Raw genomic sequence first — 22167 nt, forward strand, 5'->3', positions numbered from 1 at the left:
AATAGCCGGGTTAACCTATTGGACCAACCTGGCTATTTTTCCTTTATCACCAGCTAAGAAAACAGCTTTACCCTTTTTCGCCTTCTGCACGGCATTGTAGCTATCTGGCGAGATATTATACCATGTTTTTCCTTTGTCCGCTGACAGATCTGTTCCTGATGTTCCGGTACAGATAAGTTGTTTGTTCGAGAGATAGATAACAGCCGATTTAAAACCCGATACTGGCTGATGGGAAGCTTGCCAAGTTTTACCACCATCATTGCTCAAAAAGCAGGCTTTATCCTTATTTTTATCATTTCGGTAATCCCCACCAACGACAATCCCCGATTTAGGCGAACTGAATGCAATGGAAAAAGGGCCAGTGCTATTTTGCCCCTGCGTAATGGGACATCTGTAACGCTGCCAGGTATCTCCCTGATCTTTGCTCGTGTAGATATTGGAAACCGTTCCGCCGGTTGCGATCCAAAAGTCGCCCGTGGCAAGACTAAAGATGGAGGTACCACTGGCTGCAAAACCGGCCTCACCTTCGGCAATGGTATAGCTAAGGTTGGAGGATATATCTTTCCAGGTCTGCCCAAAATCTGTTGTTTTTAAGAGGGGCATCTGTCCTTGGATAGCATCGCCGAAAGCGATACCCACACCTTTTGGTGTAAAAGCAAAACCATCATAAAATATTTCGGGACGTGTATCTTTAAAAACCTCTTTCCAGCTTCTGCCCGCATCATTGGTTAGTAATATTAAGGCCGGGGAACCTGCTGAAATAATCAGGGCCTGATTTTCATCGAAAGCCTCGATATCCCTAAAGTCTATCTTTTCGTAACCGATGGGATTGACCCACTGCCAATTTTTTCCAGCATCGGTACTCAAACCCACTGTACCGTTGTTTCCGCTGACCCATAGTGTCTGATCATCGACAACACTTAGTCCCCGATAACTGCTATTGCGTTCTTGATTCAACAGCCTAATTGTGTTTTTTTGTGCAGATAGACTTTCGATAAGAAAGACCTGGACGAGAAAGAAAAAAAATAGTGGTTTCATGTGGTTATACTAGTTATTGCAATAAATTCAGTGTATAATGACGTTAAACTTAAATGTATTGTTGCGGGAGATCTGTTCGTATTACTGTGGTAAATTCATTTGCACTAAATGCAGTAATATAATTGCAGTAGATCTATTTACGTTAAATTCAATTGTACTTTTTGCTGTAAATCCATTCGCATTGTTACGGTAAATCTACGCATATTATTTAGACAAATCTACACTTCTGCGGGATGCTTTACGTCCTTTTTTCATTATCGTTTTCCTCAACAGGAGCAAGCCAACTGTCATTTTTCTTGGCGATTTAAAATAAGGGATACTCAATATGACGAGCAAGGATATACAGGCCGATGTCCCCAATGCGCCACCATATCCATTGAAAAACTTACTGGTATTGAGCAGGATGGTGGTGAATATAACACCTGCCAAGGAAAGTCCAAAATAAGTAGACAGCTGTGTCTTGGATACCATACCGATAAAAGAAGCGCCGATAAATACGGCCGGAATATACTGAGTGAGATAGGTGGAGAGTAGATGGGGGAAGAAATATAGGAAAGCGGATACGATCAACGTTAGCAATGCAGAGGAGCGTACAGCGCCCTGTCTGTATTTTGTGTTTACATAATATGTCGCTGTACTTCCGATAATTCCGACAAGATATAGAATGAATGTTTCCATGTTATTTGAAAAGATAAAGTAGTAAATAGGTCAACGAAACACCGAGGAAAGCCAGTGTGCCCAATTTGCCACCGACACCATTCAGTAAGCTTTTTGAAATCACCAGAAAGACTGCGGTAAAGACACCCGCTGTCAATATAAAAGAAAAACCATGAGCGACCTGGGAACTTGACATACCCACAAACGCACCACAATAGATGGCTGCAGGAAGATGAGGGAGGTAACTTGACTTCTTATTGATATTGGGGATAAATGAAGCTAATGTACCAGTCAGTGCAGCGCCCATGACAGGTCCGAGCCCAAAGATCTGATTGAAGTAATAGGAGATGATGGCACCTACTGGCACCCATGCCGCTATTTTGATTGACTCATATTCATGGATGTGGTGGTGTATCGGCGATTTGAGGTAGCTATATAAGATAAATAAGGAAAGTAATCCGATGAATGACAGTACAATATATGAGTTGGTATTTTCAACAAAAATGGCGACTAAAAAGAGCGCCTGGATAACAAATAATAAGCAAATACTTAAAATTCTAAACTTCTGCCTGGCTTGCATTGATTTCAAATTTCGGCAAAGTTATCAATTATTTGTCTATTCCACAGGTAGATTTTCTTTTTATCAGGATTGAATCGCGTATAAACTGTTGGATATCCTCATCATGTTATCAATTAGTTGTCTGTTCTACAGGTGGATTTTCTTTTTACCAGTATTGGATCGAGAACAACTTGTTCGATATCTTCATAAGGATCCTTTTGTTTAACCATCTTCATAAAGAGTTTAGCACATTCCTCGCCCATTTTGTTGGCCTGTTGATCGATACTCGATAAAGTCGGTGTAATAAACGAAGAGAACGTCTGGTTCGCAAAGCCGATAACGCCTGTTGCTGGAATGTCAATCTGAGCAGCTTTGAGCGCCTGGATAATGCCCACAGCGGTAAAGTCGTCACCTCCAATGATCGCATCCGGTTGAACGGAAGATTGCAGGATCTGCTCGGTGCCTTTGATCCCTGCTTCAATAGAGAGTTCCCCGCGGACTATAAGTTCATCCAGCTGTGGAAGACCTGCTTCTTTTAAGGCTGCTTCAAAACCGCTAAAACGATCCTGAAAGATAGCAATTTCTTTATTCGTGGTGATAAAACCAATTTTTTTATATCCTTGTTCGATCAGATGTGTGGTTGCAAGGTAGCCCGCTTCAAAATCATTCAATTTAACTACAGGTGCTGCAATGTCCTGGTGGGTACGGTCAAAGATAATCAGACTTTTGCCTTGCTTGATGACTTCCTGGAAATGTGCTATTTGCTGGGTTTCCAAGGAAAGTGAGGCTATGATGCCGTCCACCTGTGCTTCCAACAAAGTTTTGACTCCGTTTACTTCATCCGAATAGGATTCATTCGATTGATAAAGCAGTAAGCTATAGTTGTGCTTTTTTAATTCTTTTTCAATGCTGTGAACTGCTTCTGCAAAAAAATGGATTTGCATCGTTGGTACGATAACTCCAATGGTATTGGACCGGCCCGAAGAGAGTGAGGATGCAATTTTATTGACACTATAATTGAGTTCTTTTGCTTTGTCCAGGACCAACTGCCGTGTAGCCTCACTAATGGTGGGTATATTATTCAGGGCACGTGAAACCGTTGAAACCGTGATTCCAAGCGCCCGCGCAATATCATAAATCGTTGTTTTTCTTTTCACACCCCAAAGTAAATAATTTTATTGAATATTTTGGAAAATTCGGAAACATATCCTACTTTTATGCAACCGGTTGCAATTTTGTTGCCGGATATAATTTAAATAACCAGTTATACGATTAGGCATGTATTTTTTAGGTATAGATATTGGTACTTCTTCGGTCAAGGTTTCCATTGTTGAAGCATCCTCCCAACGTAAGGTCTGTTCGGCGCAATATCCCGCTGAAGAGGCTCTTATTATTTCGCCGCAGCCCAATTGGGCGGAGCAGGATCCCCAGGACTGGTGGACCTATTTCAAACGGGCTTTATCCCAGGCAAACGCTTCGGGGCTTTATGATCCCAAGCAGATTACGGCAATCGGTATAGCCTATCAGATGCATGGGCTTGTTGTTGTCGATCAGGAGCAACAGGTATTGCGCAATGCGATTATTTGGTGTGATAGCCGGGCTGTCGCATTGGGAAACAAAGCTTTTGAGGAGATTGGGAAGGAATTCAATTTAAAACATCACCTCAATTCACCGGGCAATTTTACCGCTTCCAAATTGGCGTGGGTCAAAGCCAATGAACCGGAAATCTATCAGAAAATCGATAAGATCATGCTTCCCGGGGATTTTATAGCCATGAAACTTTCAGGAACTATCAGCACCTCTATCTCGGCATTATCGGAGGGGGTATTCTGGGATTTTCAGCGCAATGAACTGTCTACGGCACTGATGGACTATTATGGTTTCGATACGGATTTAATACCGTCCATATTGCCCGTTTTTGCGGAACACGGTCAGATTAAGCCAACCGTAGCCGATGAATTGGGGCTATCACCGAAAGTAACAATCAACTATAAGGCCGGAGATCAGCCGAATAATGCGCTTTCCCTGAATGTACTCCAACCGGGTGAAGTCGCTGCCACGGCGGGCACTTCGGGTGTTATCTATGGTGTGAGTGACCAGTTGATAGCGGATCGTGAGTCTCGTGTCAATACATTCGCCCATGTCAACTATGGGCCGGATGAGATCCGGACGGGTGTATTGCTCTGCATTAACGGTACTGGTATTATGAACAGTTGGGGTCGGAAGCTTCTGGGAAAGGATTTGTCCTACGATCAGATAAATAGTATGGCCGCGACTTCGCCCATCGGTAGTAAAGGTTTACAGGTTATCCCTTTTGGAAATGGTGCGGAGCGTATGTTAAATAATCAATTGGTGGGGGCATCGATAACATCAATCGACCTCAATAGACATGAATCTGCTGATATCCTGCGAGCCATTCAGGAAGGAATCGCTTTTGCTTTTCGCTATGGACTGGATATTATGCGCGAAAATGGATTATTTCCTCAGATGATCCGTGCCGGCAATGCCAATCTATTTTTGAGCCCTGTATTTCGTGACTCGTTTGTGGGTGCGACTAATGTCCCTGTGGAAGTATATGATCATGATGGCAGTGTGGGCGCTGCTTTAGGTGCTGGAATCGGTAGTGGCTATTATGCCAGTTTCGTAGAGGCTTTTGACAGCTTAAAACCGGTTTATACTGTGGAACCTAAGGGGGTTGATCAGTATGAAGAAAATTATCAACAGTGGAGAGAAATTTTAGAAACAAAAATCAATACTAAATAAAATGAACATTATCAAAGAACAAAAGGAGTTTTTCAAAGGGATTGGACAGATCGAATTTGAAGGACAGGAAAGCAAAAATCCATTTGCTTTTCGTTATTACAATCCAAAACAAGTGGTTGCAGGTAAGACCATGGAAGAATATTTTAAGTTCGCCTGTTCGTATTGGCATTCTTTCAATGGTGATGGATCTGATCCGTTCGGCGGGCCAACCCACAGATTTCCCTGGGATGAAAGCAGTGACCCGATTACACGTGCAAAAGATAAGATGGATGCTGCTTTTGAGTTTATCAGCAAAATGAATATTCCCTACTACTGTTTTCATGATGTGGATTTGGTGGATTACACGGATAATGTGCTGGAAAACGAAAAAAGACTGGCAACGATCGTGGACTATGCGAAAGAAAAACAGCAGGCGAGTGGTATCAAGCTTCTCTGGGGCACAGCCAACCTCTTTAGCCACAGACGTTATATGAATGGCGCTGCGACGAATCCGGATTTTCAGGTATTGACGCATGGTGCTGCACAGGTGAAAGCAGCGTTGGATGCCACCATTGCGCTCGGTGGTGAAAACTACGTGTTCTGGGGTGGAAGGGAAGGTTATATGAGCCTGTTGAATACCAATATGAAGCGGGAACAGGAACATCTTGCCCAGTTTCTACATTTAGCCAAGGATTATGCGCGTAAAAATGGGTTCAAAGGCACTTTCTTTATCGAGCCCAAACCATGTGAACCGACTAAACATCAATATGACTATGATGCGGCCACCGTATTGGGATTTTTGAGACAGTATGACCTATTGGACGATTTCAAACTCAATCTTGAAGTGAATCATGCAACCTTAGCAGGGCATACCTTCCAACACGAATTGCAGGTTGCTATTGATGCCGGAAAACTGGGATCCATTGACGCCAATCGCGGTGATTATCAAAATGGCTGGGATACTGACCAATTTCCCAATGATATCAATGAACTGACCGAATCGATGTTGATCATTTTAGAAGGGGGGGGCTTCCAGGGCGGTGGTGTTAATTTTGATGCCAAAATTCGTCGCAACTCGACTGATCCTCAGGATTTATTCTACGCACATATCGGCGGAATGGATCTTTTCGCACGGGCTTTGCTTACGGCAGAACGTATCTTGCAAGATGGTGAATACCGTAAAATAAGAACCGACCGTTATGCATCCTTCGATAGTGGTCATGGGGCTTCTTTTGAGCAGGGTAAGCTGACACTGGAATATTTGAGAGATTTAGCGGTAGAATCTGGTGAACCACAAACGATCAGCGGAAGGCAAGAGTATTTAGAAAATTTGATCAATAGATATATATAGTTAATCAAAATATTTATATATTAGGCGATCAAATTAAACCAATTACCAATACATGAATAATTATTTAAGTACAAAAGATTACATCGTTTTCCTGATATACTTTGTCATTGTTGCAGGTTACGGATTATGGGTGTATTATCGCAAAAAGTCTGAGTCTGTAGGCTCCAAGGATTATTTCCTTGCCGAAGGATCGTTGACCTGGTGGGCGATTGGAGCCTCCCTGATTGCATCCAATATTTCTGCGGAACAATTTATCGGCATGAGTGGGTCGGGCTTCAAAATGGGACTTGCCATTGCCACGTACGAGTGGATGGCAGCAATTACCCTGATTGTTGTAGCGGTGTTTTTTATACCGGTATACCTCAAGAATAAGATCTTTACAATGCCGCAGTTTCTGCACAAGCGGTATAATGGTACTGTAGCCATGATTATGGCAGTCTTTTGGTTACTATTGTATGTGGTTGTCAATCTGACTTCGATTCTTTACTTGGGCGCTATTGCGGTGAGCAGCATTTCCGGAATAAGTCTGGAAGCTTGTATGTATGCTATTGCCATTTTTGCTGTTATCATCACATTGGGAGGTATGAAGGTGATCGGATATACGGATATTATTCAAGTATTCTTTTTGGTATTGGGTGGTTTGGCAACAACCTATCTGGCATTAAACCTTGTTTCCGAACACTATGGTGGTTCAGGTATCTTGCAGGGCTATCAATTGATGACCGAAAAGGCTTCCGACCACTTCCATATGGTTCTGGACCGTAAAAACGAGAATTACCTTGACTTACCGGGACTGACTGTTCTGATCGGTGGTATGTGGATTGTCAATCTGAACTACTGGGGCTGTAACCAATATATCACACAGCGGGCATTGGGCGCTGATTTGAAGACTGCACGTAACGGGATTTTGTTTGCCGCATTCTTGAAACTGTTGATGCCGATTATCGTCGTATTGCCTGGTATTGCCGCGTATGTTATGTGGAAAGATGGTTTATTTCAAAATGAAATGATGCAACATGGCGAGGTCAATCCGGATCATGCTTACCCAGTCTTATTGAATCTATTACCTGCTGGTCTAAAAGGACTTTCATTTGCGGCGCTGACTGCTGCGGTAGTTGCCTCATTGGCAGGTAAAGCAAATAGTATTGCCACGATCTTCTCATTGGATATTTACAAAAAGGTATTTAATACGGATGCTTCCGACAAGAAGTTGGTTAATATAGGTAAGGTGACGGTTGTTGTTGCCATGATTTTGGCCGTGATCATCGCACCACATTTGGGAATCGACAAAAAGGGTGGATTTCAATACATCCAGGAGTATACCGGATTTGTATCGCCGGGTATTTTTGCCATGTTTATCTTGGGATTTTTCTGGAAAAAAACAACATCAAATGCGGCATTATTTGCGACGATAGGTGGATTTATTCTATCCATTATCTTCAAAAAATTACCGGATTGGGCAGATCTTTCTTTCTTGGCTTCGACCGGTTTCTCTATCCCAAATCCGACAACGGGAATTTACGAAATTCCGTTTTTGGACCGGATGGGTTTTGTCTTTGCAATCTGTATCATCGGTATGATCATTATCAGTTTGATTGACAACAAACGTGGGGTAGTACCAGCCGGCCTGGAAGTAGATACAACCATGTTTAAACCACATAAAGCATTCTTGATCGGTACATTGATTGTTGCTTTATTAGTGACAGCATTATATTCCATTTATTGGTAATCCGATCATCAAGCAGATCCAATAGCGTGCCCATAGCAACTCCGGTTGGTATGGGCACGTTGTTTTTGCGAGCTCTATTTCCCTTTAAATAGGTTGTATCTCCAGTTTAACCACTGGATCTGATGGATTTTTAAAAATTTGCTATCTTGTCTTCCATAAAAAATACATGTACTGCGATGCGCTAAGCCGGCCGATATCCCTGTTCAGCAAAAAGAGGGAGCCAAAAAAGAGGAAACCGAAAGGGGCGGACTTTGGGCACTATAACAATAATAAGGATGAAAAGAAGATATATGCTATTCACTGCTTTTGTTGGAATGATGACAACATTTGCGCCAGCTCAAGGACAGACACAACGTACGGAGAAGCCACCTTTGCACGGCAAACATTGGATGGCAATTACCGGAAAACCTTTGGCAGCAACGGCCGGGGCACAGTTATTTCATCAAGGCGGTAATGCGGTGGATGCAGCCTGTGCCATGCTTGCTGCCACCTGTACCATGTGGGATGTGCTCAGCTGGGGTGGAGAAACACAGGCGTTGATCTATCATCCGAAACTAAAAAAAGTGATCGCTATCAATGCCCTCGGTGTGGCACCGACAGGGGCAACGGTTGATTTCTTTCGCTCAAAGGGGTATGAATTTCCACCAGAATACGGACCTCTCGCTGCAGTCACACCGGGTACACCGGGTGGATTATGTTATATGTTGGCTCAGTACGGTACCAAAAGCCTTGCAGAGGTACTTGCTCCGGCGCTTGAAATGGCGGCTGGTTATCCCATCGACTCGCAGACGGCCAATAGTATCGAACGGGGTAAAGCTCGCATCAAAGAATGGCCTTATAGCAAAAAGGTTTTCCTTGTCCATGAAGGCCAAGAAAGAGAAGCACCGGAAGCCGGGGAAATTTTTGTACAGCAGGATCTGCAGCAGACCTTAACCAAACTTGTTGAAGCGGAAAAGAAAGCCCTTGCAGCCGGCAAGGATCGAAAAGAAGCCATCATGGCTGCCTTCGACCGCTTCTATAAAGGAGATATTGCGGATGAATTTGTCCGTGGCAGTAAAGAGCAGGGGGGCTTGATTACCAAAGAAGACCTTGCCAACTGGAAACCCATTGAAGAGGTGCCTTTGCATGTTAATTATAAAGGTATAGATGTCTATAAACTACAGGAGTGGACGCAGGGACCCGCCATGCTGCAGAGCTTGCAGCTGCTGAAAAATTTTGATCTAAAAGCCATGGGCTATAACTCAGCACCCTATATACATACGATATATCAGGTCATGAATCTTGCCTTTGCAGACCGAGATTTTTATTATGGGGATCCCTATTTCAAACCTAAGGCACCTATTCAGGGACTATTGAGTGAGTCTTATGCCAAGGCACGGGCCGCTACGATTGATCCGCAGCAGAACAATCCACAGGTGCTTCCGGGCGATCCTTATCCGTATGAAGGGAAAAAGAATCCATTTGCCAAGCTACTTCAACAACGTAGTAAACAATTTACTCCGGATACGGAGTCAAAAAAAGATTTTGTTCCCAAGCATGATGCCAATTCAACATCATCCTTGTTATCCCTGCCGGATACAGCCCTTTGGGCCTCGCTGGCAACAGATAGTGTCTATATGGATCGGCTATTGCGAGGAACGACCAGTGTGGAGGCCGCGGATGCGGAAGGCTGGGTTGTTTCTATCACACCAAGTGGGGGTTGGTTGCCCGCCTGTATCGCTGGAAATACCGGGGTAGGGATGAGTCAACGTTTACAAAGTTTTGTTCTCGACTCCCTGATCAATCCTTTTAACGTGGTGGCCCCGGGCAAAAGACCCCGTGTGACGCTTACTCCAGCTTTGGCGCTAAAAGAAGGGAAACCCTATCTTTCTTTTGCTGTACAAGGTGGTGACACACAAGATCAGAACCTGTTGCAATTCTTTCTGAATACAGTAGAGTTTGGCATGACGCCGCAGCAGGCCAGCGAGGCTCCAAATATCAATAGTAATCAGTTGTGGTTATCTTTGGGCGGGACCAAAATCGAAGACCGAAAACCTCGTGCCGGAAGTTTACTGCTCGATAAACGCACTCCGAAGGAAGTTGCCGAAAAATTGCAGAAAATGGGCTATAATATCCAGTTCGGTGAACGTAACAGTGGCCCGATCAACGCGATCTACTTTGATCAACAGCATGGTACACTCTGGGGCGGCAGCAGTAACAATGGGGAGGATTATGGAATTGGATGGTAGCATTAGCGTCGCATCGTTTTGTTATCTCCATCGGATTTGGTATCTTACCTACTGATCAAAAGGTGACTTTTTGTTATGGAGGGTAGTGTCAATAAATATTCGTTTGTTTTTCAGCCTGATGAGGCGGGTTTGGTATTGGTCGATGGATTAAAGCAGCAGTTGAGAGCAGCATTGGCGGCGGAATTTCCAGACAAAGACAAGGGCTGGTACCATAGTTGTAATTCCAAAGCTCATGTGACAATTTGTGCTTTTACAGGAAATGAGGATACGTTGATACGGGCTACTGAAGTTCTGCAGCAGGCGCTGTTATATGAACGTAGTCAGTATGTTTATTTTGATCATTTTTCTTCTTTTGCAGAAGGGGCCTTTTATATTGCCCCCACAGTACATGCGCGAAGTTACCTCAAGGATCGAGCCCGAAAAGTTGTAAATACTTTAAGCTCGTTTGATCTGATCGAGATCAGTGATGAACCTCATATATCTATCGGGCGTAGGCTGGAACCGCAGCGACTGGAAATCGCAAAAAAACTATTACGTTCGGTTGATCTGAGTTTTATGTGTGCCGGAGTGCATATCCGCGGCTTCAATCCCGATATGGGGCAGTACGAGCCTGTTGATTTTGTTAAATTCGGAAACCAATCTAAAGAAAGCTCGGGCCAACTTACAATTAAATTCTAATTATATGGCTGTTTAATTGCCTAATATTGTAAAGCTTTTTATCTTTAGCCCTAGCAATAAAATATATTGTCCTCATGTAAGCTATGCATCACGACGACTCCCATCATAAATCATTATCCGATATCCACGAAAGTGTCGATGTCAATAAAGGAAAATCCAAGTTCAAAAAGATACTCAGTTTTTTTGGTCCCGCCTATCTGATCAGTGTAGGCTATATGGACCCGGGCAACTGGGCGACGGACCTCGCTGGAGGAAGTCAGTTTGGCTATGCGCTGATCTGGGTCTTACTGATGAGTAATATTATGGCCTTATTGCTTCAAAATCTTTGTGCCCGTTTGGGGATTGTGCGGGGTAAGGATCTGGCGCAATGTAATCGCGAGACCTACCCCAAGCGGATGAATTTTGTGCTATATATTTTGGCTGAAATTGCCATAGCCGCCTGTGATCTGGCCGAAGTATTGGGAATGGCTATTGGTCTTAACCTCTTATTTGGTATTGATTTGCTCTGGGGGGTATTGATCAGTTTTGCCGATACCTTTCTGTTGCTCTACTTGCAGAAGCTCGGAATGCGCAAGATGGAACTGTTCATTATCGGCTTAATTTCCCTGATCGGTATGTGTTTTTTGGTGGAGATGTTTCTGGCCAAACCTGATTTTGCGGAGGTGGCCACAGGTTTTATCCCGAGTATTCCCAATAGCGCTGCGCTCTATATTGCAATTGGTATTATCGGTGCTACTGTCATGCCACACAATCTCTATCTGCATTCCGCTCTGGTACAGACCCGAAAGATTGACCGTAATGAAGTCTCCATACAAAAATCGCTAAAGTATAATTTTTGGGATAGTGCCATTGCCTTAAATCTGGCATTTCTGGTCAATGCTGCAATTCTTATTCTTGCAGCATCGGTCTTTCATAAGAACGGTATGCACGATGTCGCCGAACTTGAAGACGCTTATCATCTATTGGGCAATTTACTTGGCACTGAATGGGCATCGAAGTTATTTGCTGTGGCATTGATTCTGGCCGGACAGAGTTCCACGGTAACCGGTACCTTGGCTGGTCAGATTGTAATGGAAGGCTATCTAAGACTGCGTATCAGTCCAACACTTCGTCGCATTATTACACGGCTTTTGGCAATTATACCTGCTGTTTTGGTGATCTTGATCTCTGGCGAAGGGCGGGTAGGACAGTTGTTGATCTTCAGTCAGGTCATCCTGAGTATGCAGCTGGCCTTTGCGGTCATTCCCTTGATTCATTTTGTCAGTGATAAAGCCAAGATGGGCATTTTCGCCATTAAACCATTGACTAAAACATTTGCATGGCTGATTGCTGCAGTGATTGCGGTGTTGAATTTTAAGCTGGTGTACGATGAGGTCAGCGGCTGGATCATTGAAGCAAACAATCCTTTGGTCACAGTGTTACTTGTTCTAGGAGCCCTTGGGCTGTTATTTTTGCTGATTATGACGGTATTAATTCCTATTATGCGTAAATCAAAACCGATTGAATTGGAAATTCATCCACCATTTGAGGCCTTACATTTTGAGGACAGGGGTTCTTTCAAGAAGGTGGTGGTCGCGTTGGATTTCTCCGGCTCAGATCAGAAAGTGATTCAGTATGCTTTGCAGCTGTCGCATGCTGATACCAGTTTTGTCGTTGTCCATATTGTCGAAAGTGCCTCTGTTAAATATACAGGAGAGTCTACCGATGATTTTGAGTCGCGACAAGATATGGAACGGCTGAAACTATATGCAGACTTTTTATTGTCCAAAGGACATCAGACGGAATATGAACTTGGTTACAACAACCGGATCAAAAGTATTGCCGAAGTTTGTGAAAAATACCATGCAGATCTCTTGGTTGTGGGAAGCCACGGTCACACCGGCGTCAAAGATTTTGTGTTTGGAGAGACAGTAAACAAGTTGCGCCATGCTGTGAAAGTTCCGGTTTTTATCGCACAATAGGGCATAGAAACCTATCCCGAAGAGACAGTGTCGATTCACTGTAATTTTATTATGGAAAAAGTGTGGGGAGGGATCGGTAAGTTCTAAATAATTCTTATTTTTGCGTCATCAAATCAAGATATGAGCGACGCTATTAAACACGAGTGCGGAATCGCACTAATTCGCCTGTTAAAACCCTTATCTTATTATCAGGAAAAATATGGTACGCCATTCTATGGCATCAACAAATTGTACCTATTAATGGAAAAACAGCACAACCGTGGACAAGACGGGGCTGGAATTGCAACCATTAAATTTGATGTTAAACCTGGAAATCGTTACATTTCGCGTTACAGAGCTATGGGCTCCTCTGCTGTGGCAGATATATTCGAATATGTACAGAAAAAATTTGCTTCTGTTCAGAAGGCATTTCCGGATGAATCAAAGGATACCCAATGGTTAAAGGATAATGTCAGTTTTACAGGGGAAGTACTTTTAGGACATTTGCGTTATGGAACGCATGGAAAGAACAGTATCGAAAGCTGTCACCCATTTTTAAGACAAAACAACTGGATGTCACGCAATCTTGTTGTTGCGGGTAACTTCAACATGACCAATGTGGATGAACTCTTGCAACAACTGTATGAGTTGGGACAACATCCAAAGGAAAAAGCGGATACTGTAACCGTTTTGGAAAAAATTGGACATTTCTTAGATGATGAAAACCAGGATCTTTTCGATCAGTTCAAAAAAGAAGGATATTCCAACGTTGAGATCAGTTCATTGATTGCCAAAAATATTGATGTTTCCAAGATCCTTAAGCGTTCCGCTAAGACCTGGGACGGTGGTTATACCATTGCCGGTATCTTTGGGCACGGGGATGCATTCGTGATGCGTGACCCTGCAGGTATCCGTCCGGCATTCTATTACCAAGATGAAGAAATTTTGGTTGTAGCTTCGGAAAGGCCTGTTATCCAAACTGCTTTCAATGTGCCTATTGGTGCCGTTAAAGAAATTAAACCGGGACATGCCTTGATCGCGAAAAAAGACGGAACTGTATCGCAGGAGATGTTCAGACAACCTGTTGAACAACGTTCTTGCTCTTTTGAACGTATCTATTTCTCCCGTGGATCGGATGCTGATATCTATAAAGAACGTAAAGAACTGGGTAGATTATTGGTACCGCAGGTATTGGAATCTGTCAAAAGTAATATTAAGAATACGGTATTTTCCTTTATCCCTAATACAGCCGAAGTATCGTACTACGGTTTGATGGATGGTATCAATACCTACGTTAGGGATTTCCAGAAAGAGACCTTATTAAAACGGGCTGATAAAATTTCTGACGAGGAGTTGGACGAAATCCTAAGCATCAAACCACGCTTTGAAAAGCTGAACGTAAAAGATGCCAAATTGCGTACTTTCATTACGCAAGATGCGGATCGTACAGATATGGTACAACATGTGTATGATACCACTTATGGTATTGTTAAGGATCATGAAGATACCATCGTTGCAATCGATGACTCCATTGTACGGGGAACAACGTTGAAGCAAAGTATCCTCACGATCTTGGATCGTTTGAATCCGAAGAAAATTGTGATCGTTTCCTCGGCGCCTCAAATCCGTTATCCGGATTGTTACGGTATCGATATGTCGCGTATGGGTGAATTCGTTGCATTCGAAGCAGCGATCAATCTGTTGAAGCAACGTGGTATGGCACATATTATTGATGAGGTGTATCAAAAATGTCTCTTGTCGATGACCCAAGATGTCAATGAAATCGAAAACCATGTGAAAGCCATTTATGCGCCATTTACAGACGAGGAGATTTCTGAAGAAATTGGCCGTATCGTCAGACCGCATCATTTGAAAGCTGAGCTAGAGGTGGTGTATCAGACATTGGACAACCTACATAAAGCATGTCCGGCTCATAGCGGAGATTGGTACTTCTCTGGTAATTATCCTACTCCAGGTGGAAACAAGGTTGTTAATAAAGCCTATATGAACTGGATTGAAGGTAAAAATGTACGTGCATACTTCAGTAGCTAAGTTTAAAGATATCAAGAGAAGGGGGCGTTCTATATATAGAATGCCCCCTTTTTTTTCTTCCATCTTATTTTATTTAAGCACGAAGTCTTTTTTACCTTCAAGGCCAATGGGCTCCCTATTTATTTTTGGATATCTCGTATTCTTTTCAACCTCTTTTTTAGTATTCACATCCCTGAGATTGCTTTTGCATTTTGTACAGTTTCTTTTTTTTATATATTCGTAATACGAATTGATTATTAAGATGCAGTGCATCAGAATTTAATTGCTGTATTTTGCCAATATATACTTTGATGATTCAGTCGACCTTTTACCTTAACGAAATTATGGTTTTTAACAGTGTAAATAAATAGCTCCATGAGAGGACAACTTTACTATCTTTTTCTTCTTTTTTCGATGGTTTCCTGTGGGATAAGCCATAATGTGCCCAAGGGGCCTTATCCCAATTCGTTTGACAAACCGAATATTGTGAATTCATTTGTGGATCAGAATGGGAACTTTTATCCCGACAATTGGCGAAAGACTTATGGTGAGCCACCCAAGAGCGGTGATATCAATGCCTATTCGCTAATGAAAATCGCAACGGAGAAGGGGATAGAAAACCAGCTGAAAGGTTTTGAAAAGACCCGGATGTTGGCAATAAGCAGTAAAGTAAAGGCAAAAGACCGTGTGTTTATATTTGTACATGGTTTCAATGCACCATCAAATGAGGTCAACGAGAGTTATGAGTATATGCGCAAATTACTAAAACTCAATACCAATAAAGATGAGGTTGTTAAATTCTACTGGGATGGTTTGCATACGACCAATCCCTTTGGCGGGGCGAAGGTTTGGTTTTCGGCGACCTCTTTTAGCCAGATGGCGGGTGAGTTTGGGTTGCGTAACCTGTTGAACAGCATCAGCAACAAAAAGATTTTCCTCATTTCACATAGTCGTGGAGCATCGGTTGTACTAAGTGCATTGAGCAATGCGACCTTTAGTGAAAGTTTTGCCAAAGGAACCTTAGTGAACCATAATGTAGACGTTGATGCAGCAAAAAAGCTAGCTGAAAACGGGAATGAGATTACCTGTATAATGCTTGCGCCAGCCATAGGCCTTGATGATTTTAAGATCAAGGATCTCACGACAGGAACAGATTCATTCTGCAGCCTAAGCAAACAGGTCAAGCGGATCCATATCACGGTCAATAATACAGATGTGATGTTAAAGAAATTTGTTGGATTTTTGTCGAATAAACTAAGAGCGACTGATCTAGGCTATAAATCCAATGTATGCGATGAATTGGTAAAATATTATCCGATTATGAAGTATACGGATTTTACAGGTATGAAAAGCCATGATTTTAATAAATACATCCGAAACCCCAAATTTAAAACGATGTTGAAAGCAGAGGGTATTGCCGTTAATCGTTAGCACAATGAAGCATATTTTTAAGAGTCTCTATTTTCAGGTTATTGTCGGTATATTGATCGGTATTTTCTGTGGGGTCTATTTCCCGGACTTTGCCGTTAAGCTAAAGCCGCTGGGTGATGTCTTTATCAAGTTGATCAAGATGGTGATAGCGCCACTGATCTTTAGTTCTATCGTGATTGGTATCGCCGGGATGCAGGACGTGAAAAAAGTAGGCAAGATCGGACTGACGTCGATAATCTATTTTGAAGTGATGACTACCATTGCCTTGATCATCGGTTTGGTTTTTGTGAATGTAATTCAGCCCGGTAAGGGTATGAATGCTGATCTGGCAAGTCTAGATATCTCTTCTGTATCACATTATATCGCCGAGTCCAAGAAACCCCATAGTTTCATGGATTTTATCATGGATATTATTCCGGAGAATGTTATTGCATCAGTTGCGTCAGACAATATATTGCAGGTATTGGTTTTTGCGGTGCTCTTTGGCATAGGGATGACCAAGATCGGCCACAAAGCCGCTGAACCCGTTATCAATGTGTTGCAGTCTTTTCTAAAGGTACTTTTCTCCATTATTAAAATGGTGATGTACCTGGCGCCATTGGGGGCCATGGGAGCGATGGGATTTACCATAGGTAAGTTTGGAATTCAGGCTTTGACCAAACTGGGTATGTTAATGTTAAGTTTCTATCTGACCTGTTTTATCTTTATTGTCATTGTCATCGGTGCGGTATTATATTTCTATCTTAAGGTTAATATTTTCAAATTTCTGAAATACATCAAAGACGAGATTCTGATTGTATTGGGAACATCTTCTTCGGAGTCCGCATTGCCGGGCATTATGCAAAAAATGGAGGATGCGGGTTGTGCGAAGTCTGTCGTTGGATTGGTGATCCCAACCGGGTATTCTTTTAATCTCGACGGAACGAGTATCTACCTAACGATGGCAGCGGTGTTTATTTCGCAGGCACTGAATATGCACCTGAGCTTACAGCAGGAAATTACCCTGTTGTTGGTCCTATTGCTAACTTCCAAGGGGGCTGCGGGTGTCACAGGAAGTGGTTTTGTGACTTTGGCGCTGACCTTACCAGTTGTCGGGCATGTGCCTGTGGAGTCTGTGGCATTGGTATTTGGAGTGGACCGGTTTATGAGTGAAGCGCGCGCCATCACCAATCTGATTGGCAATTCGGCTGCAACACTCGTGATTTCCAAATACGAAAATAGCTTGGACGAGGAAGTGCTCCAGGAGAAACTTGGCTGATACTGCCTCAGATGAACACGGAGGTTAGCTTGATCATTCTACCCAATGGTATCTGTTTTTGCAGGAATAGTTAGTTCAAAAAGAAAGATCAGAGCTGTTTTTGTATTGACGAGTTGAAGCAAGATAGTGAGGATAATGAAAAGGTTAACCTAAAACAGTACAGGATACAAATAGCATAAAAAAAACGGGGCGCCAAGCCTTTTTGGACGCCCCGTTTTCTGAATAATTTGTCTGATCCCTTAGTAAGAAATTAAGCTTCTTTTTTCGGATTTTCAATACCTTGGGTTAGATCCAAGGCACCAGCTACTTTTTCTTTAAGAAGTGCAAGTTTGATCACTTGTGCCATCTCGGTGACATAATGGAACTGCATATCTTTAATATAGTCTTCCTTGATTTCAAGGATATCTTTTTCGTTGGATTTGCAAAGGATAATCTCTTTGATATTTGCACGTTTGGCCGCAAGGATCTTTTCTTTGATACCACCTACCGGTAATACTTTTCCCCGCAGCGTAATTTCCCCGGTCATAGCCAGTTTCTCTTTAACCTTATGTTGTGTAAATAAGGAGGTCAGTGCCGTTAACATCGTTACTCCGGCGGATGGACCATCCTTAGGAATAGCACCTGCAGGAACGTGGATATGAATATCCCAATGGTCAAATACTCGATAGTCAATACCGAAATCAGCCGCATGAGCTTTTAAGTAGGCCAATGCAATAGAGGCAGATTCTTTCATGACATCACCAAGATTACCTGTCAGGCTCAAGCGTCCTTTACCGGGACTTAGGGATGATTCGATAAACAGAATATCACCACCCACGGAAGTCCAGGCCAGGCCTGTCACTACACCGGCAACATTGTTGTTTTCGTAGATATCTTTATCAAAGATCGGAGCGCCCAGGATATCCACAACATCCTGATCGTTGATACTTGGATTATAATCCTTTTCCATGACAATACGTGTCGCAATACCACGGACGATAGAACCTATTTTCTTCTCCAGTCCACGTACGCCTGATTCGCGGGTATAGTCTTCGATGATTTTTTCAATGATTTTACCTTTCAGGGCGACGTCTTTGGATGCCATACCGTGCATTTCACGTTGTTTCGGAAGCAGGTGTTTTTTTGCTATCTCAATCTTTTCCTCAATGGTATATCCGTTGACTTCGATGATTTCCATACGGTCCAATAAAGCGGGCTGGATGGCACTTAGCGAATTGGCGGTTGCAATAAACATCACTTTGGATAGGTCAAACTCCATTTCCACGTAATGATCGTAGAAATGTGTGTTTTGCTCCGGATCCAATACCTCAAGTAGGGCAGAAGAAGGATCTCCTTTGAAATCTGCGCTCATTTTATCGATCTCATCCAGGATAAAGACCGGATTGGCAGCGCCTGCTTTTTTCAGCGATTGGATAATACGACCTGGCATTGCGCCGATGTACGTTTTACGGTGGCCTCTGATTTCAGCTTCGTCACGCACACCACCCAGCGCCATGCGGGTATATTTACGTCCCAATGCTTTAGCGATAGATCTTCCTAAAGATGTTTTTCCGACTCCAGGAGGGCCGACCAAACAGAGGATTGGGGCTTTCATATCATTTTTTAATTTTAATACCGCAAGGTATTCGATGATACGTTTTTTGACTTTTTCCAATCCATAATGATCCTTGTCCAGCACTTTTTGTGCTTTATTCAAGTCAAAATTGTCTTTGGTTGTTTCATTCCAAGGCAAATCAAGAAGCAGTTCAAGATAATTTAGTTGCACAGAATAATCTGCTGCCGCCGGATTGATACGTGAAAGCTTTTCGAGCTCCTTGTTGAAATGCTTTTCGACATCGAGACTCCATTTTTTTGTCTTACCGCGTTTTTTGAGTTCTTCGAGTTCAAGATCAGGTGTATTTCCACCGAGTTCCTCTTGGATGGTTTTCAATTGTTGGTTGAGGAAATAATCCCGTTGTTGCTTGTCCAGGTCTACACGAACCTTATTCTGGATCTGATGTTTCAGTTCCAGCATCTGGATTTCGGTGGTCAACAGTTCCAACAAAAGTTTTGCACGGTTTTCAACTTTTGGGATTTGAAGTAGCTCTTGTTTTTTGATCATTTCGACATTGATGTTGGACGAAATAAAGTTGATCAGAAAAGAGGGGCTTTCGATATTTTTGATCGCTATACCGGCTTCGCTGGGAAGATTCGGTGAAAGCTGAATGATCTGCAATGCCATTTCTTTCAAGGTGGAGATTGTCGCCTTAAAATGTTTGGTCATCTTTGGTTTTGCCTCACTGAATTTTTCTACGCGTGCCTTCAGATAAGGTTCGGTTTCTACAATCTCTACCAGGTTAAAACGTTGTTTTCCCTGAATGATAACCGTCGTGTTTCCATCCGGCATCTGGAGCACTTTGATAATGTGAGCAACCGTACCCACTTTATTCAGTTCTTCAAAGCCAGGGTCCTCGACGGTCATATCCTTTTGCGAGACTACACCAATTGTTTTGTTCCCTTTATAGGCTTCTTTTACCAATTTGATAGATTTATCCCGCCCTACAGTAATCGGAATGACAACACCGGGAAATAAAACGGTATTGCGCAAAGGCAAAATAGATAATGCTTCTGGAATTTCAGCATTTGCCATATCGTCTTCATCCTGCTGTGTCAAAAGGGGGAAAAATTCTGTATCTTCCGTAACGATTGGAATAGCCTGACTGAAATCAAAAGTTTCGAATTTGCTCATAGTGTTTATTTTGTGTATTTGGCAGTCGCTGACATGTTGTCGGTAGACGTTCAAATTTTAAACTTCAAATGTTGTTTCCCCTATATTGCAAGGGAAGTGCCAATTGCTAAAAGGTAGCAAAATTACAAATCTATTTTCTAGAATATGCAAAAAAGGCAGGTTAAATAAAATTTATCTGCCATTTGTTGGAGAAATAGGCATAATAATTGTAATATTGGAATGTGAAAGAATAGACGATGGCAGATTTTTGCGAGAGATAAAGCTTTAGGACTATTTTTTCTTAGGATAATAAACGGTCAGTAATGATCATTAATAACGTACATAGAAACAACGTAACTATTTAGATATGAACTTAAAATCACTTAAATTAGGTTTGTTCACAGGAGTTTTTGCTTTGGTCGCACTTAGTGCCAATGCACAACAAAAACAAGCTGAGCATAGCAATGCCAATGTGAGAATGGGGCAAAAAGCTCTTTTGGATGGTGACTTCAAAAATGCAGAGTCATACTTGACAAAAGCTTTACCTCAGGAGGGCAAAGATCCGGATGTCTTGTATATGTTGGGTTACTCCCAATTTCAAAATGGTGATTATAAAAAGTCAGCTGAAACTTTCGGAAAGGTTGTTGCATTGAGTCCTAAAAATGCAAATGCATTGTACTTCAAAGCGAAAGCGAACAACACGCTTGCTGTTCAGTCAAACAAAGTGTCTGCAGCTAACAAAGAGCAGTTATTACGCGTAGCAATTGAAGATTATTCAAAAGCAATTCAAATCACCCCTACGGATTCCAAATTCTATCAAAATAGAGCGATCGCAAACCGCGATTTGGGTATTTTGATTGGAACAGCGGGTACACCTAATTACAACAAAGCAATGGCGACCGATGCTTATAATAATGCGATCAAGGATTACGAAAAGGTATTGAGTTTTGATTCTTCTAAAAAAGATATCCAAACAGAAGTCAAAAAAGCAAAAGTGTATAGAGATAACTTGAAATAAGCTTATCAAACTATAACATAAAAAGGGGGAGCTCATTGAGTTCCCCTTTTTATGTGCTCAATTGACTCAGATATTTCCCAGTTATTCTCGCAGTCAATTCTGCCCTCTGTATCTTCGATCTGATCCAGCTGCTGTATGTTGCATTTGATAAATTTACAAACGAAAAGTAGGGAAATTCTGTTCTATACTTGAATCAACAGGAATTTAGTATATGGAAACGAATCGATTGTCAGCAGAAATGCAGGACATTTTAATCAGTCAGATGACAAAAGAAGCTGAAGCAGCGCAAATTTATTTGGCGTTGGGTGTATGGGCCGATGATCAGGGCTACGGTGGAATTGCCAATTTTCTATATCGGCATGCGCAGGAGGAACGCAATCATATGACAAAAATTATGGGTTACATCCTCGAGCGCGGCGGGCGTCCCCGAATTCAGGCCATTGCTTCCCCACCGGCTGATCCCCAAAGCCTAACTGAATGTTTCCAACGGGTATTTAAACACGAGGTGGACAACACCGAAGCTATTTATCGTATTGTCAATCTCGCTATGGAACAGAAAGACTGGGCGACATGGAACTTTGCCCAATGGTTTGTCAAAGAACAGATCGAAGAGGAAAAACTTGCTCTTGAATTAATTGATAAATTGAAGATAGCGGGCGGGGACCGGGCTTCGGATGAGTCGCTTTTTGCATTGGATTCGTCCTTAGAGCGGATGCCCGACGATGTGCCTTTGGCCCGTGAGGCAACGGCCGATGACCCCAAATAATGTCAAGTAGCCTACTCTTGGATCATTTGAATGG

General features: G+C 42.5%; 16 protein-coding genes. 11 read left to right on the forward strand and 5 right to left on the reverse strand.

Annotated elements, in window-relative coordinates:
* Nucleotides 1-15: 15 nt before the first annotated feature.
* The 4 genes from BWD42_RS10570 to BWD42_RS10585 all read right to left on the reverse strand — a co-directional run bounded on the left by BWD42_RS10570 (nucleotide 16) and on the right by BWD42_RS10585 (nucleotide 3411).
* The gene (locus BWD42_RS10570) at nucleotides 16-1038 is read right to left on the reverse strand and encodes a WD40/YVTN/BNR-like repeat-containing protein (RefSeq protein ID WP_077436065.1); all 1023 of its coding nucleotides are present in this window, start codon (nucleotides 1036-1038) and stop codon (nucleotides 16-18) included.
* A gap of 204 nt (nucleotides 1039-1242) precedes the next feature.
* A complete protein-coding gene (locus BWD42_RS10575; RefSeq protein ID WP_077436067.1) occupies nucleotides 1243-1716 on the reverse strand; it encodes a hypothetical protein in 474 nt (157 codons plus the stop codon).
* Nucleotide 1717: 1 nt separating this feature from the next.
* A complete protein-coding gene (locus tag BWD42_RS10580) occupies nucleotides 1718-2275 on the reverse strand; it encodes a hypothetical protein (RefSeq protein ID WP_077436069.1) in 558 nt (185 codons plus the stop codon).
* A 113-nt stretch (nucleotides 2276-2388) separates the two neighbouring features.
* A complete protein-coding gene (locus BWD42_RS10585; RefSeq protein WP_077436071.1) occupies nucleotides 2389-3411 on the reverse strand; it encodes a LacI family DNA-binding transcriptional regulator in 1023 nt (340 codons plus the stop codon).
* Nucleotides 3412-3532: 121 nt separating this feature from the next.
* Here BWD42_RS10585 and BWD42_RS10590 point away from each other — a divergent pair, with 121 nt between their 5' ends.
* From BWD42_RS10590 to dctA, 9 genes are all read left to right on the forward strand, one after another.
* Nucleotides 3533-5017 (forward strand): xylulokinase, encoded by a 1485-nt coding sequence (locus tag BWD42_RS10590; RefSeq protein WP_077436073.1) that lies wholly within the window; start codon nucleotides 3533-3535, stop codon nucleotides 5015-5017.
* A gap of 1 nt (nucleotide 5018) precedes the next feature.
* Entirely contained in the window at nucleotides 5019-6347 is a 1329-nt protein-coding gene (gene xylA, locus BWD42_RS10595) for a xylose isomerase (RefSeq protein WP_077436075.1), read from the forward strand.
* A 52-nt stretch (nucleotides 6348-6399) separates the two neighbouring features.
* On the forward strand, nucleotides 6400-8076 hold the full coding sequence (locus tag BWD42_RS10600; protein WP_077436077.1) for a sodium/sugar symporter: 1677 nt from the start codon (nucleotides 6400-6402) through the stop codon (nucleotides 8074-8076).
* A 275-nt stretch (nucleotides 8077-8351) separates the two neighbouring features.
* Entirely contained in the window at nucleotides 8352-10304 is a 1953-nt protein-coding gene (locus BWD42_RS10605) for a gamma-glutamyltransferase family protein (protein ID WP_077436079.1), read from the forward strand.
* A gap of 75 nt (nucleotides 10305-10379) precedes the next feature.
* A complete protein-coding gene (locus BWD42_RS10610; RefSeq protein WP_077436081.1) occupies nucleotides 10380-10982 on the forward strand; it encodes a 2'-5' RNA ligase family protein in 603 nt (200 codons plus the stop codon).
* Nucleotides 10983-11065: 83 nt separating this feature from the next.
* Nucleotides 11066-12943: an Nramp family divalent metal transporter gene (locus BWD42_RS10615; RefSeq protein WP_077436083.1), complete on the forward strand. Its 1878-nt coding sequence runs from the start codon at nucleotides 11066-11068 to the stop codon at nucleotides 12941-12943.
* A 120-nt stretch (nucleotides 12944-13063) separates the two neighbouring features.
* Nucleotides 13064-14974, forward strand: a complete 1911-nt coding sequence (locus BWD42_RS10620) for a class II glutamine amidotransferase (RefSeq protein WP_077436085.1) — start codon at nucleotides 13064-13066, stop codon at nucleotides 14972-14974.
* 354 nt (nucleotides 14975-15328) lie between these two features.
* Nucleotides 15329-16384, forward strand: a complete 1056-nt coding sequence (locus tag BWD42_RS10625) for an alpha/beta hydrolase (RefSeq protein WP_077436087.1) — start codon at nucleotides 15329-15331, stop codon at nucleotides 16382-16384.
* Between the two features lie 4 nt (nucleotides 16385-16388).
* Nucleotides 16389-17642, forward strand: coding sequence for a C4-dicarboxylate transporter DctA (gene dctA / locus BWD42_RS10630; RefSeq protein ID WP_077436089.1), 1254 nt, complete (start codon nucleotides 16389-16391; stop codon nucleotides 17640-17642).
* 250 nt (nucleotides 17643-17892) lie between these two features.
* Here dctA and lon read toward each other — a convergent pair whose 3' ends face one another.
* Complete coding sequence (lon, locus tag BWD42_RS10635; protein WP_077436091.1) at nucleotides 17893-20370, reverse strand: endopeptidase La; 2478 nt, start codon at nucleotides 20368-20370, stop codon at nucleotides 17893-17895.
* 346 nt (nucleotides 20371-20716) lie between these two features.
* On the opposite strand from lon, the gene BWD42_RS10640 reads away from it, so the two are divergent.
* Both BWD42_RS10640 and BWD42_RS10645 read left to right on the forward strand, forming a co-directional pair.
* Nucleotides 20717-21367 (forward strand): tetratricopeptide repeat protein, encoded by a 651-nt coding sequence (locus BWD42_RS10640; RefSeq protein ID WP_077436093.1) that lies wholly within the window; start codon nucleotides 20717-20719, stop codon nucleotides 21365-21367.
* Between the two features lie 211 nt (nucleotides 21368-21578).
* A complete protein-coding gene (locus BWD42_RS10645) occupies nucleotides 21579-22133 on the forward strand; it encodes a ferritin (protein WP_077436095.1) in 555 nt (184 codons plus the stop codon).
* Nucleotides 22134-22167: the final 34 nt, after the last annotated feature.

Origin of the sequence: Sphingobacterium sp. CZ-UAM (assembly GCF_002000245.1) — a bacterium.
In the GTDB taxonomy this organism is placed as follows: domain Bacteria; phylum Bacteroidota; class Bacteroidia; order Sphingobacteriales; family Sphingobacteriaceae; genus Sphingobacterium.

What these genes read in the sequence shown, in the direction of transcription:
- BWD42_RS10570 (WP_077436065.1), bottom strand. Translation starts at nt 1,038, where the DNA reads ATGAAACCACTATTTTTTTTCTTTCTCGTCCAGGTCTTTCTTATCGAA.
- BWD42_RS10575 (WP_077436067.1), bottom strand. Translation starts at nt 1,716, where the DNA reads ATGGAAACATTCATTCTATATCTTGTCGGAATTATCGGAAGTACAGCG.
- BWD42_RS10580 (WP_077436069.1), bottom strand. Translation starts at nt 2,275, where the DNA reads ATGCAAGCCAGGCAGAAGTTTAGAATTTTAAGTATTTGCTTATTATTT.
- BWD42_RS10590 (WP_077436073.1), top strand. Translation starts at nt 3,533, where the DNA reads ATGTATTTTTTAGGTATAGATATTGGTACTTCTTCGGTCAAGGTTTCC.
- xylA (WP_077436075.1), top strand. Translation starts at nt 5,019, where the DNA reads ATGAACATTATCAAAGAACAAAAGGAGTTTTTCAAAGGGATTGGACAG.
- BWD42_RS10600 (WP_077436077.1), top strand. Translation starts at nt 6,400, where the DNA reads ATGAATAATTATTTAAGTACAAAAGATTACATCGTTTTCCTGATATAC.
- BWD42_RS10605 (WP_077436079.1), top strand. Translation starts at nt 8,352, where the DNA reads ATGAAAAGAAGATATATGCTATTCACTGCTTTTGTTGGAATGATGACA.
- BWD42_RS10610 (WP_077436081.1), top strand. Translation starts at nt 10,380, where the DNA reads ATGGAGGGTAGTGTCAATAAATATTCGTTTGTTTTTCAGCCTGATGAG.
- BWD42_RS10615 (WP_077436083.1), top strand. Translation starts at nt 11,066, where the DNA reads ATGCATCACGACGACTCCCATCATAAATCATTATCCGATATCCACGAA.
- BWD42_RS10620 (WP_077436085.1), top strand. Translation starts at nt 13,064, where the DNA reads ATGAGCGACGCTATTAAACACGAGTGCGGAATCGCACTAATTCGCCTG.
- BWD42_RS10625 (WP_077436087.1), top strand. Translation starts at nt 15,329, where the DNA reads ATGAGAGGACAACTTTACTATCTTTTTCTTCTTTTTTCGATGGTTTCC.
- dctA (WP_077436089.1), top strand. Translation starts at nt 16,389, where the DNA reads ATGAAGCATATTTTTAAGAGTCTCTATTTTCAGGTTATTGTCGGTATA.
- lon (WP_077436091.1), bottom strand. Translation starts at nt 20,370, where the DNA reads ATGAGCAAATTCGAAACTTTTGATTTCAGTCAGGCTATTCCAATCGTT.
- BWD42_RS10640 (WP_077436093.1), top strand. Translation starts at nt 20,717, where the DNA reads ATGAACTTAAAATCACTTAAATTAGGTTTGTTCACAGGAGTTTTTGCT.
- BWD42_RS10645 (WP_077436095.1), top strand. Translation starts at nt 21,579, where the DNA reads ATGGAAACGAATCGATTGTCAGCAGAAATGCAGGACATTTTAATCAGT.